Genomic DNA, 20,244 nt, shown 5'->3' with positions numbered 1-20,244 from the left:
AGCGCAATCTTTACACTAAATTATGGCTAAATATCAGCCGACACAAGCGTGCTAGCGATGGCATTAACTGGGTGATTAGTATATTATTACGCGGTTAATTTTCCCTGTATGAATTCTGGAGCCGTCCCATTATTTCTAAGCTTGTAAAAATCTGTCGAGGTATTTTATCTGGATCAGAACAAGGTCAACAGCCGCAAAGCGTTGCGAGTTTTTCTAAACCGCTTGTCGTTACCCGAGAAAATCATGTGGTATCGCGTAAACAACTTAGCCCAAATGCCTTGAAAGTACTGTATCGTCTTAAAGATGCTGGCTACGACGCCTATTTAGTTGGCGGCTGTATTCGCGATATTTTACTTGGCCTTGAACCGAAAGACTTTGATGTAGTAACCAATGCTACACCCGAGCAGATTAAAAAGCAGTTTCGCAATTGTCGTTTAATCGGCCGCCGTTTTCGTTTAGCGCATATTATGTTTGGCCGAGAGATCATTGAAGTGGCAACCATGCGAGGCCACCATAGTGATGAAGAACAAGACGAAAAAAATAAAAGCCAAGCAAGTGAGCAAGGACAATTACTGCGTGACAACGTATACGGCAGCATCGACGAAGATGCAGAGCGCCGTGACTTTTCAATAAACGCGCTGTACTACTCGATTAACGATTTCAGTATTCATGATTTTGCCGGTGGTATGGAAGCGATTAAAAATCGCCGTATCGAACTGATTGGCGATCCTGAAACGCGCTACCGTGAAGATCCGGTACGTATGCTGCGAGCGGTACGCTTTGCAACAAAACTGGATATGACTATTGCGCCAGCGACAGAGAAACCGATGTTTCAGTTGGCGTCGCTACTTGGTAATATTCCAGCAGCCCGTTTATTTGAAGAAATGCTAAAGCTATTCTTAAACGGCAAAGCAGAAGCTAACTTCCACTTACTGCGTCAGTACGGTTTATTTACTTACCTATTTCCTGCACTTGATAAATTAGTGAACAAGCACCCAGACGGCACTGAGTATCAGCTTGTTACGCAAGTATTAAAAAATACCGACAAACGCATTAACGCAGGCAAAAAAGTAACCCCAGCCTATTTAATCGCGGCATTTTTGTGGTACCCGCTGCAAAGCTTATCTAACCGCATTACAGCGCAAGGTGAGACACCATTTAATGCGTTTAATATGGCAATGAATCAAATTTTGTCTGAAAGTGCAAAGTCGCTTGCAGTGCCAAAACGCTTCACCATCGGTGCCCGTGAGATTTGGCAATTACAACACCGCTTTGATAAACGTGGCGGTCAACGCGCATTCCGACTAACGCAGCAACCGCGTTTTCGTGCCGCAAAAGATTTCTTTTGTTTACGCGCGCAGTTTGAGCCTGAACTAGCAGAGCTTGCAAAATGGTGGGATAACTACACAGAGCAAGATGCGGGCAGTCAAAAACGTATGGTAAGCGATTTAAATAAAGGTGCTAAAAGTGGTGGCAACTACCGTCGTCGCAGACCACGCAAAGCAAAAAGTAATAACGCAAAACGCCATGACTAATCACGTAAATTCTTTGGTTTACTTAGGCTTAGGGGCTAATTTAAATGCCCCATTAGAGCAATTACGAAATGCCACACAGGCATTAGCCGCACATCCCAGTATTACCCTTGTTGCAAGCTCTTCACTTTATGGCAGTAAGCCCATGGGACCGCAAGACCAACCTGACTATGTCAATTCAGTTGTTGCCATTGATACAGCGCTATCGCCGCTTGAACTGCTTGATATTACACAACAAATCGAGCTCGATTTTGGTCGCGTACGCAAAGCCGATCGCTGGGGACCACGCACGCTCGACATCGACATTATTTTATTCAAAAACCAACAACTTGATAATGAACGCCTAACTGTGCCACATTACGGCATGAAAGTGCGTGAGTTTGTTCTTTACCCTATGCATGAAATTGCACCGGACTTTGCACTACCTTGTGGTACAGACCTAGCAGAATTAATAAAAACAATAGATAAAAATGGCTTGAGCATTATTGCAGCAAGTTAATAACGGCAAGAAATCGAGGGATTTATGGCTAAAATTACCGTTTCAAAACTAAAAAAAATGAAACAAGAAGGCGAGAAAATTGCCGCTTTAACCGCATATGATGCAAGCTTCTCAGGCCTATTCGAAGAACAAGGTGTTCACGTTTTATTAGTAGGCGACTCTATGGGCATGGTACTGCAAGGTGGTAACGACACCTTGGCAGTCACTAATCAAGATATTGCCTACCACACACGCTGTGTGCGCGCCGGCGCTAAAGATACCTTTGTCATCGCTGATTTGCCCTTTATGACATATTCGAACCCAGCAGATGCGTGTAACAACGCGGCTGAGCTTATGCGAGCAGGGGCAAACATGGCTAAACTTGAAGGCGGTGAGTGGCTTTACCCAGCAATTGAGTTGTTAACACAACAAGGCATTCCTGTATGTGGCCATTTAGGATTAACACCGCAATCAGTACATGTATTTGGTGGTTTTAAAATTCAAGGTCGCACTAACGAAGCGGCAGAAAAAATGATTAACGACGCCAAAGCACTTGAAGCGGCAGGCGCCCAATTGTTAGTACTGGAATGTATTCCTTCAGAATTGGCTAAAGCCATCACCGACGCTATTTCAATTCCAACGATTGGTATTGGCGCAGGTAAAGAAACCGATGGTCAAATTCTTGTTATGCATGACCTTGTTGGTATTTCTGCGGGCTATATCCCTAAATTTTCAAAGAACTTTTTACTGGAAACTGGCAACATGCCAGCAGCAGTGAAAAAGTACATCGATGATGTGCAAAGTGGTCAATTCCCAGGCCCTGAGCATGAATTCAATTAATTTAAGTGTTAAGTAGTTACTTTTATGCAAACGGTTTCTAACGTTTCTCTATTACGCAGTAAAATCAAAAGCTGGAAACAGCAAGGCCTAACAGTGGCATTTGTGCCAACAATGGGCAATCTGCATGCTGGTCATTTTTCACTGGTTGATAAAGCTAAACAAATCGCCGATAAAGTGGTTGTGAGCATTTTTGTTAACCCAATGCAATTTGGCAAAAATGAAGATCTCGACAAGTACCCGCGTACGTTACAAAACGATCAAAATGGTCTGATTGAGCACGGTGCTGATTTACTATTTACACCAACTGTTGAAACCATCTACCCCAAAGGGCTAGACGCACAAAGTTATATCGATGTGCCTGGAGTCTCTGAAGGCCACTGTGGTGCCAGCCGCCCTGGTCACTTTCGTGGCGTAGCAACTATTGTTAATAAACTCTTTAACCTTGTTCAACCTGATATAGCCTGTTTTGGCGAAAAAGATTTTCAACAACTTGCGGTTATTAGAACCATGGTTGAAGACTTATCAATGCCGATTGAAATTATTGGCGTTGCAACCAAGCGTGAAGACTCGGGCCTTGCAATGAGCTCGCGTAATGGCTATTTATCGGATGATGAAAAACAACAAGCAAGTGCGCTATACCAGATTATGCTTAACGCTGAAACAGCGATTAAAGCAAACGAGTTAAGTTTAGATAAGATTACAGAGCAAGCTAAGTTAGCGATTGAAAAGCACGGCTTTACACTTGATTACTTTAATATTTGTAATGCAAAAACCTTACAATTAGCCACTAAGGATGATACTAATTTAGTTATTCTTGTTGCTGCATTTTTGTCAAATGTACGCTTAATTGATAACTTACAAGTAACGACAGCCTAGAACCAAGCAGTTCTATACTCAATTCAAAAATTATAAGGATTAAGGATAATGAAACAGTTAATCACTATCGCGTTAGTAGGTTTGTTGGCTGCATGTAGCTCTCAAAACTTAACACAAGAGCAAAAAGAAGGGCTTAATCGCTGTGCTCAGCAAAACTTTCAGTGCGAATCTTCTTGTAGTAATTCAAGCTTAAACGAAAGCATGACCAACGGCGTGTGCATGCGTAAATGCGTTGACGAACACAATGCCTGCAAAGCACAAGTTGGTCCTGAATTTATTAACTAAAAATATATAATTTTAAATACAAAAAAGCCGCTAATTAGCGGCTTTTTTTACAAAATTAAGCGGTTAGCTTATAGAAGACCTAGCTTCTTAAGTTCTTTGTTAGCCATACCTGAAGAAAGTGGTACGTAACCGTCTTTTTCAACGATTTTTTGACCATCTTTAGAAAGTACCATCTTAAGGAACTCAGCTTCGATTGGTGAAAGCGGCTTGTTAGGGTGCTTGTTCACGTAAACGTATAGGAAACGAGATAGCGGGTATTTACCTGTTGCTACGTTTTCTAACGTTGCATCAACGTAGTTAGTACCTTTCTTCGCTAGTGGAACAGTACGAACACCTGATGTTTTATAACCGATACCTGAGTAACCAATCGCATTTAATGAAGATGAAATTGACTGTACTACTGATGCAGAACCTGGTTGCTCATTTACGTTGTTTTTAAAGTCACCTTTACACAGTGCTTTTTTCTTGAAGTAACCATAAGTACCAGACACTGAGTTACGACCGTATAATTGAATGTCTTTACCAGCCCAAGAACCTTCTAAGCCAATATCACTCCAACGTGTCGCTTCTTTATCTGCACCACACTTACGTGTTGATGAGAATACAGAATCCACTTCTTTAATTGTTAAGCCTTTAACAGGGTTATCTTTGTGTACAAATACAGCTAGGGCATCGATAGCAACACGTACTTTAGTTGGTTTATAACCGAATTTCTTTTCAAATGCTTCGATTTCTTTCGACTTCATCTTACGGCTCATTGGACCGAAGTTTGATGTACCTTCAGTTAGTGCCGGTGGCGCAGTTGATGAACCAGCAGCTTGAATTTGAATATTTACGTTAGGGTACTGGCGCTTATATTCTTCTGCCCAAAAGGTCATCATGTTTGCTAATGTGTCTGAGCCTGTAGACGAGAAATTACCAGAAATACCTGTTGTTTTTTCATAATCTGCTAATTTGTTATCTACTGCAATCGCGTTACCAGCAAGCATTGCTGTAACAGTTAGGCCCATAGTAGCCACTAAGTTTTTAAGTTTCATTGGGTAACTCCAATTGATTATCCCGTTTTGATGATGCGACTATTTTTAGCCTTTTACATTACATTAAAATGACTAAAATATGACAAATTTATTAACACATTAATTTATTCAGCCTCAACTTCTAACACTTTGTTTTTTAAACGATCGTTAGAAAACGAAAAACTAAATATTGAACCTTCGCCCAATTTTGATGAAATATTTAAGTGAGAATCATGACGACTTAACACATGTTTAGTGATCGCCAAACCTAAACCCGAGCCACCAGTATCGCGAGAACGTGCCTGATCAACACGGTAGAAGCGTTCAGTCAACCGATGAATATGTTCACCAGCAATACCGTCGCCGTTGTCTACTACACGGAACTCAGCGCCCTTATCGGTTTTGTGCCAACTAATGTTTATTTCCCCATAAGCTGGGGTGTAACGAACGGCATTAAATACTAAATTTGAAAAGGCGCTGCGCAGCTCTTGCTCTTTACCAATTAAATTTAATGACTCGTCCATATCCAGCACAATTGTGTGTTGTTTCTCTTGGTTTAATTGTTCGGCCTCGCGGTAAATCGCGGTGAGCATATCCGCAACATCTACCTCTTCCTCGAAGTCTGGCTTATCAGAATTTTCGATGCGTGCCAGTGCAAGTAATTGTTCTACTAAGCTTGCCATACGCTTACATTGGTCCAGCATAGTTTGCTGCGCTTTGCCCCACATTGAAGGTGGCGGCGCCATATCTGGATCAAACATTTCGAGATAGCCCGACATTACTGTTAACGGCGTTCGCAACTCATGCGACACATTAGCAATAAAATCTCGGCGCATTTCTTCAAGTTGCTTGATTAACGTCACATCGCGTACCACCATCATTAGCTGTGATGCAGCGTAAGGCGTTACCCTCACTTCTAACACACTGTGCGGATCAATCGGTGACTGCAACTCTAATGGGTCAAGGTATTCTTTAGCGCGCATGTATTTAATAAAATCAGGACGACGAATTAGGTTATCAAGTCGCTGACCATGATCAAGCGGCCACTGTAATCCTAATAAAGCGATCGATTCTTTGTTACACCAAACGATCGCCAGATCATCTTGCAATACTAATACCCCATCGGGAACGGCTTCAGCACCTTCACGAAAACGACGAATAACATCAGCAAGCTCGTTACGTTTTCTACGATTGCGTTGTTGCAGGCGATAAATGCCTTCAAATACCTGCTCCCAAACACCCTCACCTTCTGGTGGGTAGTATTTGCGTTGTTCTGTAAGCCAATCGCTTAATCTAAATAGCTGACGATAATTCCACACTAATAGTGAAAATGTACCTAGCCATAAAAGTAAAAAAGGAGCCCCTAACAGGACTCCTATTAACGTAAGCGGAATAAAGTAAACAAAAAGGCGTTTAACTAATTCCCGCTTACTCACAATTCGCAGCATAGACTTCTCTTAGAAATTAAATTTTGCTCGAAAAACGATAACCTGCACCGCGTACGGTTTGTACTAATTTATCATGACCCATAGGCGCAATCGCTTTACGTAGACGACGAATATGTACATCAACCGTACGATCTTCTACGTAAACATTTGTACCCCAAACATTATCAAGTAGTTGTTCACGGCTGTAAACACGTTCTGGGTGCGTCATAAAGAAATGAAGTAATTTAAATTCAGTTGGTCCCATATCTAATTCGTTACCTGCAGACGTTACACGATGCGAAATAGGATCTAGGCGTAAACCATGTACTTCAATTGCTTCTTCGAGCGATGTAGGTGATACGCGACGGAATACCGCTTTAATACGTGCCATTAACTCTTTTGGTGAAAACGGTTTAGTGACATAGTCATCAGCACCTACTTCTAGGCCTTTGATCTTGTCTTCTTCTTCACCACGAGCTGTTAGCATAATAATTGGGATATGGCGGGTGTAATCACTATTTTTAATTTTTTTAGCGATTTGAACACCACTTGTGCCAGGCAGCATCCAGTCCAGTAGAATCATATCTGGATAAGGCTCAACTAGCGCATCCATTGCAGAATCATAATCTTGGGCTTCAATAGCCTGAAATCCATTTTGTTCAAGTACGAATACCAACATTTCACGAATTGGTGCTTCGTCATCAACCACTAGTATCTTACGCGACATGAATTAAATCTCTAAGTTATCAACTGACTTCATTATCAAAGTAAAGTGTGACACTTTTATGAATATAAACATAAAAAGATCATAAATAAACTGTTGTCTATTTGTAGTGTTACTTTAACCTAACTTACACAATCATATAAAACAATTTAAATTCAATAAGATAAAATAGAAAAAGGGCTTTAAAATTAAACTAAGAAGCCCCTAAAAGGGGCTTATAAAATTAACTAAATTGTCACGTTTTTATATCATTTAAAAATCATAACGTAAGGTAACGGCCAAATGTCCTTCATCATCGCTATTGTCCAGATCACGCTGGGTGTACCAAATATAGGCCTTTGCCTGCTTACCTAATTTTCGCTCAACACCTACAGAACTGGCCGAGCCACTGTCTTTTAATTTACCAAAGCCTGTTTCATCATCTTGGTACTGTACTAAAATTTTATAATTTTCTATTTTATAAGAAGCACTTACAACGAAAGTATCACCATCATCACCTGATGAGACTTTTTCACTATTTTGGTACATACCGTTAATTGTAAAATCACCGAGTTTACCTTGTGCTGATACGCGATCTATATTGTAGCCAGCAACATCTTCATCATGCGCATATGCGACATAAAACGGCGTTTTCTTAAGTGCTTTATCACCATAACCGATAGCAGCCGACACCCCAGCCCCATCGCTTTGTTTGCTATTTTCTTCCGCTATGTAGGTTAGTTCAAACTGTAATTGACCAAACTTGGGTGATTGATAATTTACCATATCGCCCAAACGGTTTTCGCCAGTGGCAAGGTGCTTAATATCGCCAACGAAGTCATTCATCATATCAAGCTTGTTTTGTGACTTCTTCAGGGCTGTGTCTTTTCGACCAATCAGGATCTGACCAAAAGTTTTACTTTTTAGACCTAAGTATTGATCCCGCGATTTTATATTATCGTCACTGCCATTTGCACCATCTTGCTCTGAAATATTCACTTCCCACTCAAGCTTGGTTAAAACACTAAGATCATCTGAAATACCGTGCTTTGCTTTAATACCAAAACGAGACGAATATGAATCGACTTCGGTTTCACTCTCTTGATTATCAATATCAACGTAGCGTAAACCTAGGTGGGCACGCCCATACACTTGGGCATCTGTTTCAGCAAATGCATCTAACGGAAGAAGCACTAAACCTATACCACTTGCCAGCAAGAGTTTTTTAATCATGGTAATTTCCTCAAAGCAGAGTTCAACTAAAGCATTACGCTATAATTATTATACACTTAAGATCAAACAGATTTTCTTATTTAATAATTACTTTAGTACATTTAGCGGGTATGGCAATTATCGCAGATCAATATTTTACCAATAGGATCATCTTTATACTAAGATCTACCATGATATGACTGCCTGAGATCAAAAACTTACTAAGATCACCTCAGAAATAGATCGAATTTCAATAAGTTAGCCATGGTTTTTAATCTGATCCGCCCTAAATAAGCACTTTAGTTGGTAGGATCGTGATCCCAGTTAATCCAAATGCGATCGTGTTAGTAAGAATTTGATCCCACAATCCTAAATGATCATAATCCCAGACGTAATATCAATTACATTAATTTTTGCCGAAATAAGTCAGCTCACAAACCACTTATATACAAAGTAAGCGCTTTAAAGTAAATGTTATAAGAGAGGCCTGTTACAGCACTATTTTGATAGGGTGAATGAAGGTTAATTCAATAACATGGATTTAAATTATTCACGCTTAACACCCGAGCGTTCGACACAAAAAAAGCGTTTATATGAGTCATATAAACGCTTTGCTTGTTAAAGGAAGTTGTATAACTTGATGTTATTTAACTTGTTGGTTTAACTCACCAGCAAGGTATTTTTCATGCATCGCATCAAGTGAAATTGGTTTGATTTTAGCTGCTTGACCAGCTGTACCAAACGCTTCGTAACGCGCAACACAGATTTCAGTCATTGCTTTTGTTGCTTCAGCTAAGAACTTACGCGGGTCGAAGTTTGCAGGATTATGTGCAAGGTGACGACGAATTGCACCTGTTGATGCTAAACGTAAGTCAGTATCGATATTTACTTTACGTACACCGTGCTTAATACCTTCAACGATCTGCTCAACTGGTACACCGTAAGTTTCAGGGATCTCACCGCCAAACTCATTGATCACAGCAAGCCACTCTTGTGGTACTGATGACGAACCGTGCATTACTAAGTGAGTATTAGGAATACGCGCGTGAATTTCTTTGATGCGGTTAATTGCAAGAATGTCACCCGTTGGTGGACGTGTAAACTTATACGCACCGTGTGACGTACCACATGCAATCGCAAGTGCATCAACACCTGTTTTCTTAACGAAGTCAGCTGCTTCTTCAGGATCAGTTAATAGTTGGTCTTCAGTTAGCTTACCTTCTGCACCAATACCGTCTTCTTCACCTGCTTCACCCGTTTCTAATGAACCAAGTACACCTAGCTCGCCCTCAACTGAAACACCACATGCGTGCGCCATTTCAACTGTACGACGTGTTACATCAACGTTGTACTCGTAGCTTGAAGGCGTTTTACCATCTTCAAGTAGTGAGCCGTCCATCATTACTGATGAAAAGCCTAATTGGATTGAGCGTTGGCAAACTGCTGGTGATGTACCGTGATCTTGGTGCATAACTACTGGAATGTGTGGCCATTCTTCAATTGCCGCTAAAATCATATGGCGAATAAACGGCGCACCGGCGTATGCACGCGCACCTGCTGAACCTTGAACGATAACAGGACTGTTTGTCTTGTCTGCTGCTTCCATAATTGCACGCATTTGCTCTTGGTTATTCACATTAAACGCTGGAACACCATAACCATTTTCTGCCGCATGGTCTAATAGCTGACGCATACTGATTAAAGCCATTTTGCTTTCTCCAATTTTTGATGGCACCTAACGCCATCGAGTTTGAACGGATAGATTTGTTTATTGCCAAGTAATCACTAAATTGAGAGAGATATGATTACTTGGCTTTTTATTCAGCTACTTAGATTCTGTTACATAAATCTAAGTATAGCGTGCACAAATTATTTCGCGCGCGCTTCTAACATTGCTACAGCGGGTAACTGCTTGCCTTCTAAGAATTCTAAGAATGCACCACCACCTGTTGAAATGTATGAAATTTTGTCTACTACTTCATATTTATCAATCGCTGCAAGGGTGTCACCGCCACCAGCAATTGAGAATGCATTTGATTCTGCAATCGCATGTGCAAGTGCTTTGGTACCTTCACCAAATTGATCAAATTCAAATACACCTACCGGGCCGTTCCAAACAACCGTACCTGCATTTTTGATAATCTCAGCAAGTGCCTTCGCTGAATCAGGGCCGATATCAAAAATCATGTCGTCTGAATCAACATCTGCAACTGACTTTAATGTTGCTACAGCAGTTTCTGAGAACTCTTTACCCACAACTACATCTGTTGGTACTGGAATATCGCCACCCCCTGCTTTTGCAGCGTTAGTTAGCTTGTTTGCTTCATCAATTAAATCAGCTTCATAAAGTGATTTACCAACGTTATTACCCGCAGCTGCGATAAAGGTATTTGCAATACCACCACCACACACTAACTGATCAACAACGCTTGAAAGCGACTCAAGTACAGTCAATTTAGTTGATACTTTTGAACCACCAACAATCGCTACAAGTGGGCGCGCTGGGTTATCTAGTGCTTTACCAAGTGCATCTAGCTCTGCTGCAAGTAAAGGACCTGCACAGGCAACATCTGCGAATAAACCAACACCGTGAGTAGATGCTTGTGCACGGTGCGCAGTACCAAATGCATCCATTACATACACATCACACAGTGCAGCTAATTTTTTAGCTAACGCTTCGTCGTCTTTTTTCTCGCCTTTGTTGAAGCGTACGTTTTCAAACACAACCACTTCGTTGTCTTGAGCGTCAACACCGTCAAGGTAATCTTTTTCTAAGCGAACAGTTTGCTCTAATACGTCATTTAAATAGTTAACAACCGGTAGCATTGAGAATGCTTCATCGTATTCACCTTCTGTAGGGCGACCTAAATGCGACATAACCATTACTTTTGCGCCTTTTTCTAAGGCTAATTTAATGGTTGGTAACGATGCACGAATACGCGCATCACTGGTTACTTTACCGTCTTTTACTGGAACGTTTAGGTCTTCACGAATAAGCACGCGCTTACCTTGTAAATCTAAATCAGCCATTTTAATGACAGACATTTGAGCTCTCCTTTAACATAAAAAAACCGCAAATTTGTTGGCAAACTCACGGTTATCTAAATCTAACTTTTTAGTGCCATCGCCTCGGCAGTATCTAGCATGCGGTTGGCAAACCCCCATTCGTTATCACACCAAGCTAAAATCTTTACTAAGCGTTTGTGACTAACACGGGTTTGTGTACCGTCAATAATCGATGAATGACTATCGTGATTAAAATCAACCGATACTAATGGCTCTTCGGTATAACTGATAATACCAGCTAAGTGTTGATGCTCTGCATCTGAAAGTACTTTATTTACCGTTTCAATTGTTACATCGGTATTAAGTGTGACGCTTAAGTCCATCGCAGTAACATTGATGGTAGGTACGCGCACCGCAATGGCTTCAAAGCGGCTTTTAAACTTAGGCAGAATGCGCTCGATACCACGTGCTAATTTAGTATCAACCGGAATAATCGATTGGCTTGCAGCACGGGTACGGCGAAGGTCACTGTGATAGGCATCAATCACTTGCTGATCGTGCATTGACGCATGAATGGTGGTAATCGCACCCGATTCAATACCAAACGCATCATCAAGTACTTTAATCACTGGCACAATACAGTTAGTAGTGCACGAACCGTTAGAGACGATAGTGTGCTCAGCTTTTAATTCATTATCGTTAATGCCAAATACAATGGTGGCATCCATGTCAGCATCAGCAGGTTGTGAAAACAACACTTTTTTAGCGCCAGCATTTAAATGCAATTCGGCATGTTCGCGTGAGTGATAGACACCTGTACATTCAAGCACCACGTCGACACCTAATAAACCCCAAGGCAATTCGCTTGGATTTTCTTCGGCGAATAACTGAATTAAGTCACCATTAACCGTAATGGCATCTTGTTTTAATTGCACAGGAAATTTAAAACGACCATGAGAAGTGTCGTATTTTAATAAATGCGCGATGCCTTTAGCGTCTGCTAATTCATTGATCGCAACAATTTGAATGTCGTTAGTACGACCAGCTTCATATAAAGCTCTTACGATATTTCGTCCGATTCGACCAAAACCATTAATTGCAATTTTGATTGCCATTAAGTTGTTTTTCCTAACAGTGCCGAGCACTTTCACAGTTGGTGAGAGGGTAGATGGCGGTATTCTAAAGCAAAGAATTTGAATACGATAGTGAAAAAATTTTATTCTTTGATTAGTAAAGATAATGACACCGGTTACTTACTAGGTAAATCAAGGGATCCAGTAATTTCGCAAGTTTGATGAAGATTTTTAGAAAAATGTGATTTTAATTTCTCCGTTTAAAATGACACCGGTTTCCCTAAATTTATTACGGTAATTTAGTGCTAATCACGCGCTATAAAAACACAAAAAAGCCTAATTTAGGCTTTTAAAATCTTCTTAAATTGAAGGCAAAGATTTAGTCTTTCAAAACCAACTCTTTTTCTTCTTGGCGTAATGTTAGTACTTCAAAGCCGTCTTTGGTGACTAAAATAGTGTGTTCCCATTGTGCTGATAGCTTTTTATCGCGGGTAACTACTGTCCAACCATCTCGTTTGGTTTTAGTTTTCGCGGTACCTTGGTTAATCATTGGTTCAATAGTAAATGTCATGCCTTCTTGTAGCGTTACACCAGTATGCTTTTTGCCAAAATGCAATACTTCAGGCGCTTCGTGCATTTGTCTACCGATACCATGACCGCAAAACTCTCGCACTACAGAGTAACCATGTTGCTCTGCATGGTGTTGAATCACCGCGCCAATATCACCTAATTTAGCTCCTGGTTTCACTTGTTTAATGGCCAACCAAAGTGCTTCGTAAGTCGTATCAACCAAACGTTTCGCAAGCGGCGCTACATCGCCGATACAATACATTTTACTGCTATCTGCAATAAAGCCATTTTTCTCTAAGGTAATATCGATATTGATAATATCGCCATTTTTTAGTTTTTGCGTGCTACTTGGCACACCGTGACAAACCACTTCATTAATTGACGGGTTAAGCACAAATGCAAAACCGTACTGACCTTTACTTGCAGGGCGCGCATTTAGTGTATTGGTAATAAAGTCTTCAACAAAATTATTAATTTCTAGCGTTGACTGACCAACTGCAATAAACGTATCGAGTGCAGAAAATACGTCTGCCAGTAATTGGCCAGAGGTACGCATTAAATCAATTTCCGTTTGATTCTTAATAATGATTTCACTCATTGCGCTCACCTTGCTGATCACATTGACGCAGTAGCTCTTGCTCCATTATTTCAGCAAAGGTTAAATTAGGATTACGCTCTGCAAGGCGCCCTACTTTTATCCAAAATTCGGCTTGAGAGTTGATTGAACGCACCATCACGGTGCTAGCATGACGAATTTCATCATGTAATTGGTCAGAAATTTTAACGATACCCATAGCGACACACTGTTTAATCATATGCTTTATATATATTACGTATACATAATATATAAAATCAATAAAAAAATGGCGCCAAAGGCGCCATTGTGGGCTGGGTAACAAATAAAAAGTTTATCTTGGCAGATTTTTGCTTAACTTTTTGTTTTTATTCATTACATCACTGTAATAACCGTGAAGCGCTTCACTTAATTGACCTTCTTGGCGTTTAATTCGCTCAGCTTGGGTAATGTTTTGCTGCTTTAACGTTACGTTTTCAGCACGTAATTGATTGATTACATCACCTTGCTGCTGCGCCTTAGTTTTAAGTTCATCAACGCTATGAATTGATTCTTTTAACAGGGCATTTAACTCTTCATTACGCTCGTTGAGTTCACGGCAGTGATGCTTCATTACCGATTTACTCATATTCGCTTCTTCAACTTGTTGCTGAAGATCTTGAAGCTTAGCGGTCACTTCTACACTTGGTTTTTTCTTTGCGTCTGTTAACTGTTCCATCAGTGTTTCAAGCATAGCGTTTGAATTTTCCCACTCACGCTCAATTAACTGTACATGCTTAATAATCATGGCATGATCATTTTGCAATTGCTCAAACTGCTGCTGTTTTTCTAAAAGCAGTTTCTTCTGTTCAATTAATTGTTCAGTAAGCGCTTTTTCATGTGCGCGCTGTGCAAAAGAGGTAATATTAGCTTGTACGGGATCTGAACCGCAAACAAGTTCAGGAGCATTTCGTTCAGAGGTAACCATTTCCCTTTCCTCGTTATTATACCTATCAAAAGTTGGTTAAATTTTAGCAAGATAAAGGCAGGAAGGAATTTGATCTAAATCAGTTTTTTTAATTAAGAATCGTTATCAAAGATAAAACTATTGCGCTAGATCAAAAAAGCGATGCATTTGCATCGCTTTTGATTATTATAGCTTTTTTTGCAATTATGCGAGTTGATTCGCTTTTGCTACGATATTTTCTACCGTAAAGCCAAAGTGTTCAAATAGTTCATTTGCAGGCGCAGATTCACCAAATGTTGTCATACCTACAACCGCGCCATTTAAACCAACGTACTTATACCAGTAATCTTCAATACCCGCTTCTACCGCGACGCGTTTAGTTACTGCACTTGGTAGTACTGATTCTTTATAAGCCGCATCTTGTACGTCAAATAAATCAGTTGAAGGCATAGAAACAACACGTACTTTTTTACCTTGAGCGCGAAGTTCAGCTGCTGCTTGCATAGAAAGTTCAACTTCAGAGCCTGTTGCAATAAGAATAATCTCAGGTGCGCCATCACAGCTTAATACGTAACCACCTTTACGTACGTTAGCTAATTGCTCAGCAGTACGTGCTTGTTGTTGTAAGCCTTGGCGGGTAAATACGAGTGATGTTGGACCATCTTTACGCTCAATTGCGTCTTGCCATGCAATTGCAGACTCAACTTGGTCACATGGGCGCCAGTTAACTAAGTTAGGCGTTAAACGCATGCTTGCTAGCTGTTCAACTGGTTGGTGCGTAGGACCATCTTCGCCTAGACCGATTGAATCGTGCGTATACACAAAGATTGAAGGCTGCTTCATAAGCGCCGCCATACGAACTGCGTTACGCGCATATTCCATAAACATCAAGAACGTGGCACCGTAAGGAATAAAGCCTTTATGCAGCGCAATACCATTCATAATTGCCGACATACCAAATTCACGTACACCGTAGAAGATGTAGTTACCTGATGCGTCATTTGCTGTTAAGCCTTTTGAACCTTCCCAAAGTGTCAGGTTTGAACCTGCAAGGTCAGCAGAACCACCCATAAACTCAGGTAACATAGGGCCAAACGCATTAAGTGCATTTTGTGATGCTTTACGTGTCGCTGGGTTTTCAGGGTTTGCCTGTAGGCCTTCAATATAGGCTTGTGACTTCTCAGCCCAATCAGCTGGTAATTCACCTTTTTGACGACGTTCAAACTCTGCCGCTAGTTCAGGGAAAGCTGCTTTATACGCATCAAATTTTTCAGCCCAAGACGCTTCTTTTGCACTACCCGCTTCAACTGCATTCCAATCAGCATAAATATCAGCTGGGATATCGAAAGCACCGTGCTCCCAGTTTAAAAATTCACGTGCAGCTGCAATTTCATCATCACCTAATGGTGCACCGTGACAGTCGTGGCTACCTGATTTGTTTGGTGAACCGTAACCGATTACTGTTTTACAACAGATTAATGTTGGCTTGCCCGTTTCTGCACGTGCTTCATCGATTGCCGCGCGAATGGCTTCGCTATCGTGACCATCTACGTTACGCACAACATGCCAACCGTAAGATTCAAAACGTGCTGCTGTATCGTCAGTGAACCAACCTTCTACTTCACCGTCGATAGAAATACCATTGTCATCCCAAAACGCGACAAGTTTACCAAGGCCTAATGTACCTGCTAGTGAACACGCTTCGTGTGAAATACCTTCCATAAGGCAACCATCGCCTAGGAAACAGTAAGTAAAGTGATCAACAATATCGTGACCTTCACGGTTAAACTGGTGCGCAAGTGCTTTTTCAGCAACAGCCATACCAACCGCGTTAGTAATACCTTGACCTAATGGGCCTGTCGTTGTTTCAACACCCGGTGCATAACCGTATTCAGGGTGACCCGGTGTTTTAGAGTGCATTTGACGGAAGTTTTTAATTTCCTCAATTGGAAGATCATAGCCAGATAAATGCAGTAAAGAATAAATTAGCATTGAGCCGTGACCGTTTGACAGAATAAATCGGTCGCGATCAGCCCAATCAGGGTTTGCTGGGTTATGGTTTAAATAGTCGCGCCATAGCACTTCAGCAATGTCTGCCATACCCATAGGGGCACCTGGGTGGCCAGACTTGGCCTGTTGCACAGCGTCCATAGATAGAACGCGAATAGCATTTGCTAGTTCTTTACGTGACGGCATGGATTTTCCTACCTCATTATTTGTTTGCTGTCATAATTTGGATACATTGGCCAATAAGCACTGGTAATAGGAAGTACTTATTGGTCAATGTACCCACGCAGCTCTATTCTTACCTATAAGCACACGCGGAGCAATGGAAAACCGACTATAATCTAGCTTCTTTATGCACAAAACAGCCTAGTAACGGTGAAGAAATTTCACTTTTAATTTTTTTTAGACGTCTAGGCGTAAAGTTATTGTTTGCAGCGTCGTTATTCGGTAGAATACGCGACCATTTAATTGAACCTGCGCAAATCCTTGTGGCAACGCGCATTTTTTGTGAGTGAGTAGAAATACCATGGCAAGAACTTTATTTACTTCTGAGTCAGTATCTGAGGGTCATCCGGATAAAATCGCTGACCAAATTTCTGATGCGGTTTTAGACGCAATTATCACACAAGATAAGCATGCGCGTGTTGCCTGTGAAACAATGGTTAAAACAGGTGTTGCAATTATCTCTGGTGAAATTTCAACAGATGCGTGGGTAGACCTTGAGTCAATCACACGTAAAGTAATCACAGATATCGGTTACACATCATCTGACGTAGGTTTTGACGGTGACACCTGTGGCATCATGAACCTTATTGGTCAACAATCACCTGAAATCGCACAAGGTGTTGACCGTACTAAGCCTGAAGAGCAAGGCGCTGGTGACCAAGGTTTAATGTTCGGTTACGCAACTAACGAAACACCAACATTAATGCCTGCGCCACTTTATTACTCGCACCTACTTGTAGAGCGTCAAGCACAAGCACGTAAATCAGGTATTCTTCCTTGGTTACGTCCTGATGCAAAATCTCAGGTAACGTTTGTATATGAAGACGGTAAGCCTGTTGCAATTGATGCAGTTGTACTATCTACTCAGCACAACCCAGACATCGAGCAAGATGCACTAGTTGATGCTGTAATGGAAAACATTATTAAGCACACGCTTCCAGCTGAGCTTTTGACTGAAGACACTAAATACTTCATTAACCCAACTGGCCGTTTCGTAATCGGTGGCCCTGTTGGCGACTGTGGTCTTACAGGTCGTAAAATTATCGTAGATACTTACGGTGGTATGGCACGTCACGGTGGTGGTGCTTTCTCTGGTAAAGATCCATCAAAAGTTGACCGCTCTGCGGCATACGCGGGTCGCTATGTTGCTAAGAACATTGTTGCAGCTGGCCTTGCTGATAAGTGTGAAATCCAAGTGTCTTACGCTATCGGTGTTGCTGAGCCAACTTCAATCACAGTTGATACATTCGGCACAGGCAAAATCTCTGAAGAGAAATTAGTAGAGCTAGTACGTGAGCACTTCGACTTACGTCCTTACGGTATCACTAAGATGCTTGACCTACTTCACCCAATGTACCAAATGACTGCAGCATACGGTCACTTCGGTCGTGAACCGTTCGAAATGACGGTAGGCGAAGATACATTCACAGCATTTAGCTGGGAAAAAACAGACAAAGCAGACGCACTTCGCGCCGCTGCTGGTTTATAATAACCGTCTGATTGAGAAAAAGCGCCATTGGCGCTTTTTTTATGCCTAAAATTCAGTAAGTTGCTATGATAACCGCTCTAGCAAGTGATAAAGAAACTACACGGTGAAGTTATGTACCATTCAATCAAGCATTACCCTGAAATAGCAAACAATACTAACCAACCAAGAATCGTACGCCTTGCCAAACCTTACTTAACAACTCCGGCAATTGTTTATATTACACATGTTTTGATGTTGGTTGCCCTTGTTGTAATAAACCTGCCAAGTGTGCAACAACTATCGCCTTTGCTTTTAAAAGCCGCATTATTTATTACTTATTTGATAGCCATGCATTTTGCGGGCATTAATACATTGCAGCGTAAGCAGTTTTTAACACACCTTGATGAAATCCAAACAAAATCAGAACAATCCGATATCGCTCTCGCCCAATCATCTTTATTTAGCTATTGGAAAGACGTTCAGGTAACTAAAACCTTTATCGTGACCGCCCCTACTTTCGCACGCATAAAAACCTTCGAGTTTGGTTATTTGAGCCTCAGCGAAAATGGAGAAAAAGCGATGATCCGTGTATTAGAAGACGAAAATTTGGCATCAAGCCAACTTAAAATTGCCATTTTTAACGACCAAGTCATCCCTGCGGTCATCGAGGAAAATACGCACATTATCCTCACACTTGCAGAACATTCGATAAATGGCACAATTAGTAAAATTAACCAAGTAGCAAAACGAAAAGTCACTACAAATCAATTAGCAATTAATTTCACCGAAAAACTACTGGTTGTAGAGTTTGAACACACGCCACATGAGCTATCATTAGTATCACATGTTACCAACCCGCAAACTGAACTTACCTACACACTGAAACTGATAGCCATAGACTCACAAGATTATGTTGTTTATAAAGTGCTGGAAGACCATCCGTCGCGCCCGCTAATGAGTGCAGATATAATTATCTTTAATAGCGATAAAAAACAAACGGCCAATGTACTTGGTTTTTCAGAGCTCGCAACGCATCACGTCGGACATTACCCGCTAGCGGGTGGTATGATTAGCTAAGTAACTCAGCTACGGCAAACGCTATTAAGATAAAACATAGGATTTAACATGAACAAAGGACATGTAATTGCATTTACGCTTGGCGCCCTTAGCTTCGCACTTATTTCGACATTAATGCCGTCAGATAGTCAATTAATCGGTAAAAAACAGCCATCAGATAGCTCTGACAACACACTATCTGATCCACTAGAATCAAGCTTTAATAACATCAAAGAACCGTTAACGGAAACCCTATCCACACAACACAAATCAATACAAAACTCACTAACAGCGCTAACTAAATCTGAGCTGGTTGCTGAAGTTGAAAGGTTAGAAAGCGAATTAACACACGCTACACAAAAACATGAACAGCTGATTAAAGAAGTGAGTGAACATGCTGAATCCATGTTGCGCGATAAAGTAGCGGAGCTTGAGCAGCAAATGCAACAGCAACTTGAATTGCTGCTCAGTGATGGCGCAGACACCCTTAATTTAGCAACGAAGTTTGAGCAACAAACCCGTGACGATCATTGGGCCGAAACGACAGAAGCGGTGTTTCAAGATTTTTTTACCACACATGATTTTATTGAATTTGTGCAACTAAAAACAATTGATTGCCGAGAAAGTATTTGCAAAATTAACTATCAGTATGCCGATGATTTCGAATCAATACACCTGTTCCAACATAAATTATCAGAGTTTGTTACCAAACATAAATTTGCTACTAGCCAATCACAAGAGGCTAATGGTGTTGTGAATATGCATATCGCGAAATAACCTAGGGTCTGTTGGCCTTTCAGTTCGTTTTTGCAGCAGTTTGATTGGGCTTTATACAAGGCAGAGGCTGCGTGGCATAGTTACTCTATGTGAGTCAGCCGATAACACAGTAGAAAACCCAATCAAGCGCTGCCGAACGGTTCTTTTGAGCGCACTTTTCTCATTGTTGCCTA

At 41.1% G+C, this 20,244-nt stretch carries 19 protein-coding genes; 8 read left to right on the top strand and 11 right to left on the bottom strand.

What is annotated here, in order from left to right; all coding sequences use genetic code 11:
- The first annotated feature begins 161 nt into the window (after positions 1 to 161).
- The 5 genes from pcnB to AN214_RS18775 are packed head-to-tail and all read left to right on the top strand — an operon-like array spanning position 162 to position 4,011.
- Positions 162 to 1,535, top strand: a complete 1,374-nt coding sequence (gene pcnB, locus AN214_RS18795) for a polynucleotide adenylyltransferase PcnB (protein ID WP_152960807.1) — start codon at positions 162 to 164, stop codon at positions 1,533 to 1,535.
- The gene (gene folK, locus AN214_RS18790; protein WP_054981108.1) at positions 1,528 to 2,031 is read left to right on the top strand and encodes a 2-amino-4-hydroxy-6-hydroxymethyldihydropteridine diphosphokinase; all 504 of its coding nucleotides are present in this window, start codon (positions 1,528 to 1,530) and stop codon (positions 2,029 to 2,031) included. The genes pcnB and folK overlap by 8 nt, the downstream gene beginning before the upstream one ends.
- Positions 2,032 to 2,055: 24 nt before the next feature.
- A complete protein-coding gene (gene panB / locus AN214_RS18785) occupies positions 2,056 to 2,850 on the top strand; it encodes a 3-methyl-2-oxobutanoate hydroxymethyltransferase (RefSeq protein WP_054981107.1) in 795 nt (264 codons plus the stop codon).
- A gap of 24 nt (positions 2,851 to 2,874) precedes the next feature.
- Entirely contained in the window at positions 2,875 to 3,726 is an 852-nt protein-coding gene (panC, locus tag AN214_RS18780; RefSeq protein ID WP_054981106.1) for a pantoate--beta-alanine ligase, read from the top strand.
- A gap of 48 nt (positions 3,727 to 3,774) precedes the next feature.
- Positions 3,775 to 4,011, top strand: coding sequence for a hypothetical protein (locus AN214_RS18775; protein WP_010560994.1), 237 nt, complete (start codon positions 3,775 to 3,777; stop codon positions 4,009 to 4,011).
- A gap of 68 nt (positions 4,012 to 4,079) precedes the next feature.
- Here the strand turns inward: AN214_RS18775 and AN214_RS18770 are convergent, their stop codons facing one another.
- The 11 genes from AN214_RS18770 to tkt all read right to left on the bottom strand — a co-directional run bounded on the left by AN214_RS18770 (position 4,080) and on the right by tkt (position 16,734).
- Entirely contained in the window at positions 4,080 to 5,048 is a 969-nt protein-coding gene (locus tag AN214_RS18770; protein ID WP_054981105.1) for a PstS family phosphate ABC transporter substrate-binding protein, read from the bottom strand.
- A gap of 104 nt (positions 5,049 to 5,152) precedes the next feature.
- Positions 5,153 to 6,475 carry a phosphate regulon sensor histidine kinase PhoR gene (gene phoR, locus AN214_RS18765; RefSeq protein ID WP_054981104.1) on the bottom strand — a complete coding sequence of 441 codons (1,323 nt, stop codon included), beginning with the start codon at positions 6,473 to 6,475 and terminating at the stop codon, positions 5,153 to 5,155.
- 16 nt (positions 6,476 to 6,491) lie between these two features.
- Positions 6,492 to 7,181: a phosphate regulon transcriptional regulator PhoB gene (gene phoB / locus AN214_RS18760; protein WP_010560997.1), complete on the bottom strand. Its 690-nt coding sequence runs from the start codon at positions 7,179 to 7,181 to the stop codon at positions 6,492 to 6,494.
- A gap of 249 nt (positions 7,182 to 7,430) precedes the next feature.
- Entirely contained in the window at positions 7,431 to 8,390 is a 960-nt protein-coding gene (locus AN214_RS18755) for a porin (protein WP_054981103.1), read from the bottom strand.
- A gap of 622 nt (positions 8,391 to 9,012) precedes the next feature.
- On the bottom strand, positions 9,013 to 10,077 hold the full coding sequence (gene fba / locus AN214_RS18750) for a class II fructose-bisphosphate aldolase (protein WP_054981102.1): 1,065 nt from the start codon (positions 10,075 to 10,077) through the stop codon (positions 9,013 to 9,015).
- 161 nt (positions 10,078 to 10,238) lie between these two features.
- Entirely contained in the window at positions 10,239 to 11,414 is a 1,176-nt protein-coding gene (locus AN214_RS18745) for a phosphoglycerate kinase (protein ID WP_054981101.1), read from the bottom strand.
- A 62-nt stretch (positions 11,415 to 11,476) separates the two neighbouring features.
- Positions 11,477 to 12,490, bottom strand: coding sequence for an erythrose-4-phosphate dehydrogenase (gene epd, locus AN214_RS18740; RefSeq protein WP_054981100.1), 1,014 nt, complete (start codon positions 12,488 to 12,490; stop codon positions 11,477 to 11,479).
- Between the two features lie 337 nt (positions 12,491 to 12,827).
- Entirely contained in the window at positions 12,828 to 13,616 is a 789-nt protein-coding gene (gene map, locus AN214_RS18735; RefSeq protein WP_054981099.1) for a type I methionyl aminopeptidase, read from the bottom strand.
- Entirely contained in the window at positions 13,609 to 13,812 is a 204-nt protein-coding gene (locus AN214_RS18730) for a ParD-like family protein (protein WP_054981098.1), read from the bottom strand. The genes map and AN214_RS18730 overlap by 8 nt, the downstream gene beginning before the upstream one ends.
- Positions 13,813 to 13,926: 114 nt before the next feature.
- On the bottom strand, positions 13,927 to 14,559 hold the full coding sequence (locus tag AN214_RS18725) for a hypothetical protein (RefSeq protein ID WP_010561004.1): 633 nt from the start codon (positions 14,557 to 14,559) through the stop codon (positions 13,927 to 13,929).
- A 183-nt stretch (positions 14,560 to 14,742) separates the two neighbouring features.
- Complete coding sequence (tkt, locus tag AN214_RS18720; protein ID WP_054981097.1) at positions 14,743 to 16,734, bottom strand: transketolase; 1,992 nt, start codon at positions 16,732 to 16,734, stop codon at positions 14,743 to 14,745.
- Between the two features lie 337 nt (positions 16,735 to 17,071).
- Here tkt and metK point away from each other — a divergent pair, with 337 nt between their 5' ends.
- The 3 genes from metK to AN214_RS18705 all read left to right on the top strand — a co-directional run bounded on the left by metK (position 17,072) and on the right by AN214_RS18705 (position 20,071).
- Positions 17,072 to 18,259 carry a methionine adenosyltransferase gene (gene metK / locus AN214_RS18715; RefSeq protein ID WP_038639862.1) on the top strand — a complete coding sequence of 396 codons (1,188 nt, stop codon included), beginning with the start codon at positions 17,072 to 17,074 and terminating at the stop codon, positions 18,257 to 18,259.
- Positions 18,260 to 18,370: 111 nt separating this feature from the next.
- Complete coding sequence (locus AN214_RS18710) at positions 18,371 to 19,315, top strand: hypothetical protein (protein WP_054981096.1); 945 nt, start codon at positions 18,371 to 18,373, stop codon at positions 19,313 to 19,315.
- A 48-nt stretch (positions 19,316 to 19,363) separates the two neighbouring features.
- Complete coding sequence (locus tag AN214_RS18705; protein WP_054981095.1) at positions 19,364 to 20,071, top strand: hypothetical protein; 708 nt, start codon at positions 19,364 to 19,366, stop codon at positions 20,069 to 20,071.
- The last annotated feature ends 173 nt before the right edge of the window (positions 20,072 to 20,244 follow it).

The organism is Pseudoalteromonas sp. P1-9 (genome assembly GCF_001399975.1).
Lineage (GTDB): Bacteria > Pseudomonadota > Gammaproteobacteria > Enterobacterales > Alteromonadaceae > Pseudoalteromonas.
Note: the sequence above shows the minus strand (reverse complement) of the source record. Positions and strands in the feature narration are given on the sequence as shown.

Excerpts from the sequence above, each read along its gene's own strand:
- folK (WP_054981108.1), top strand. The coding sequence starts at position 1,528 with ATGACTAATCACGTAAATTCTTTGGTTTACTTAGGCTTAGGGGCTAAT.
- panB (WP_054981107.1), top strand. The coding sequence starts at position 2,056 with ATGGCTAAAATTACCGTTTCAAAACTAAAAAAAATGAAACAAGAAGGC.
- panC (WP_054981106.1), top strand. The coding sequence starts at position 2,875 with ATGCAAACGGTTTCTAACGTTTCTCTATTACGCAGTAAAATCAAAAGC.
- AN214_RS18775 (WP_010560994.1), top strand. The coding sequence starts at position 3,775 with ATGAAACAGTTAATCACTATCGCGTTAGTAGGTTTGTTGGCTGCATGT.
- AN214_RS18770 (WP_054981105.1), bottom strand. The coding sequence starts at position 5,048 with ATGAAACTTAAAAACTTAGTGGCTACTATGGGCCTAACTGTTACAGCA.
- phoR (WP_054981104.1), bottom strand. The coding sequence starts at position 6,475 with ATGCTGCGAATTGTGAGTAAGCGGGAATTAGTTAAACGCCTTTTTGTT.
- phoB (WP_010560997.1), bottom strand. The coding sequence starts at position 7,181 with ATGTCGCGTAAGATACTAGTGGTTGATGACGAAGCACCAATTCGTGAA.
- AN214_RS18755 (WP_054981103.1), bottom strand. The coding sequence starts at position 8,390 with ATGATTAAAAAACTCTTGCTGGCAAGTGGTATAGGTTTAGTGCTTCTT.
- fba (WP_054981102.1), bottom strand. The coding sequence starts at position 10,077 with ATGGCTTTAATCAGTATGCGTCAGCTATTAGACCATGCGGCAGAAAAT.
- AN214_RS18745 (WP_054981101.1), bottom strand. The coding sequence starts at position 11,414 with ATGTCTGTCATTAAAATGGCTGATTTAGATTTACAAGGTAAGCGCGTG.
- epd (WP_054981100.1), bottom strand. The coding sequence starts at position 12,490 with ATGGCAATCAAAATTGCAATTAATGGTTTTGGTCGAATCGGACGAAAT.
- map (WP_054981099.1), bottom strand. The coding sequence starts at position 13,616 with ATGAGTGAAATCATTATTAAGAATCAAACGGAAATTGATTTAATGCGT.
- AN214_RS18730 (WP_054981098.1), bottom strand. The coding sequence starts at position 13,812 with ATGGGTATCGTTAAAATTTCTGACCAATTACATGATGAAATTCGTCAT.
- AN214_RS18725 (WP_010561004.1), bottom strand. The coding sequence starts at position 14,559 with ATGGTTACCTCTGAACGAAATGCTCCTGAACTTGTTTGCGGTTCAGAT.
- tkt (WP_054981097.1), bottom strand. The coding sequence starts at position 16,734 with ATGCCGTCACGTAAAGAACTAGCAAATGCTATTCGCGTTCTATCTATG.
- metK (WP_038639862.1), top strand. The coding sequence starts at position 17,072 with ATGGCAAGAACTTTATTTACTTCTGAGTCAGTATCTGAGGGTCATCCG.
- AN214_RS18710 (WP_054981096.1), top strand. The coding sequence starts at position 18,371 with ATGTACCATTCAATCAAGCATTACCCTGAAATAGCAAACAATACTAAC.
- AN214_RS18705 (WP_054981095.1), top strand. The coding sequence starts at position 19,364 with ATGAACAAAGGACATGTAATTGCATTTACGCTTGGCGCCCTTAGCTTC.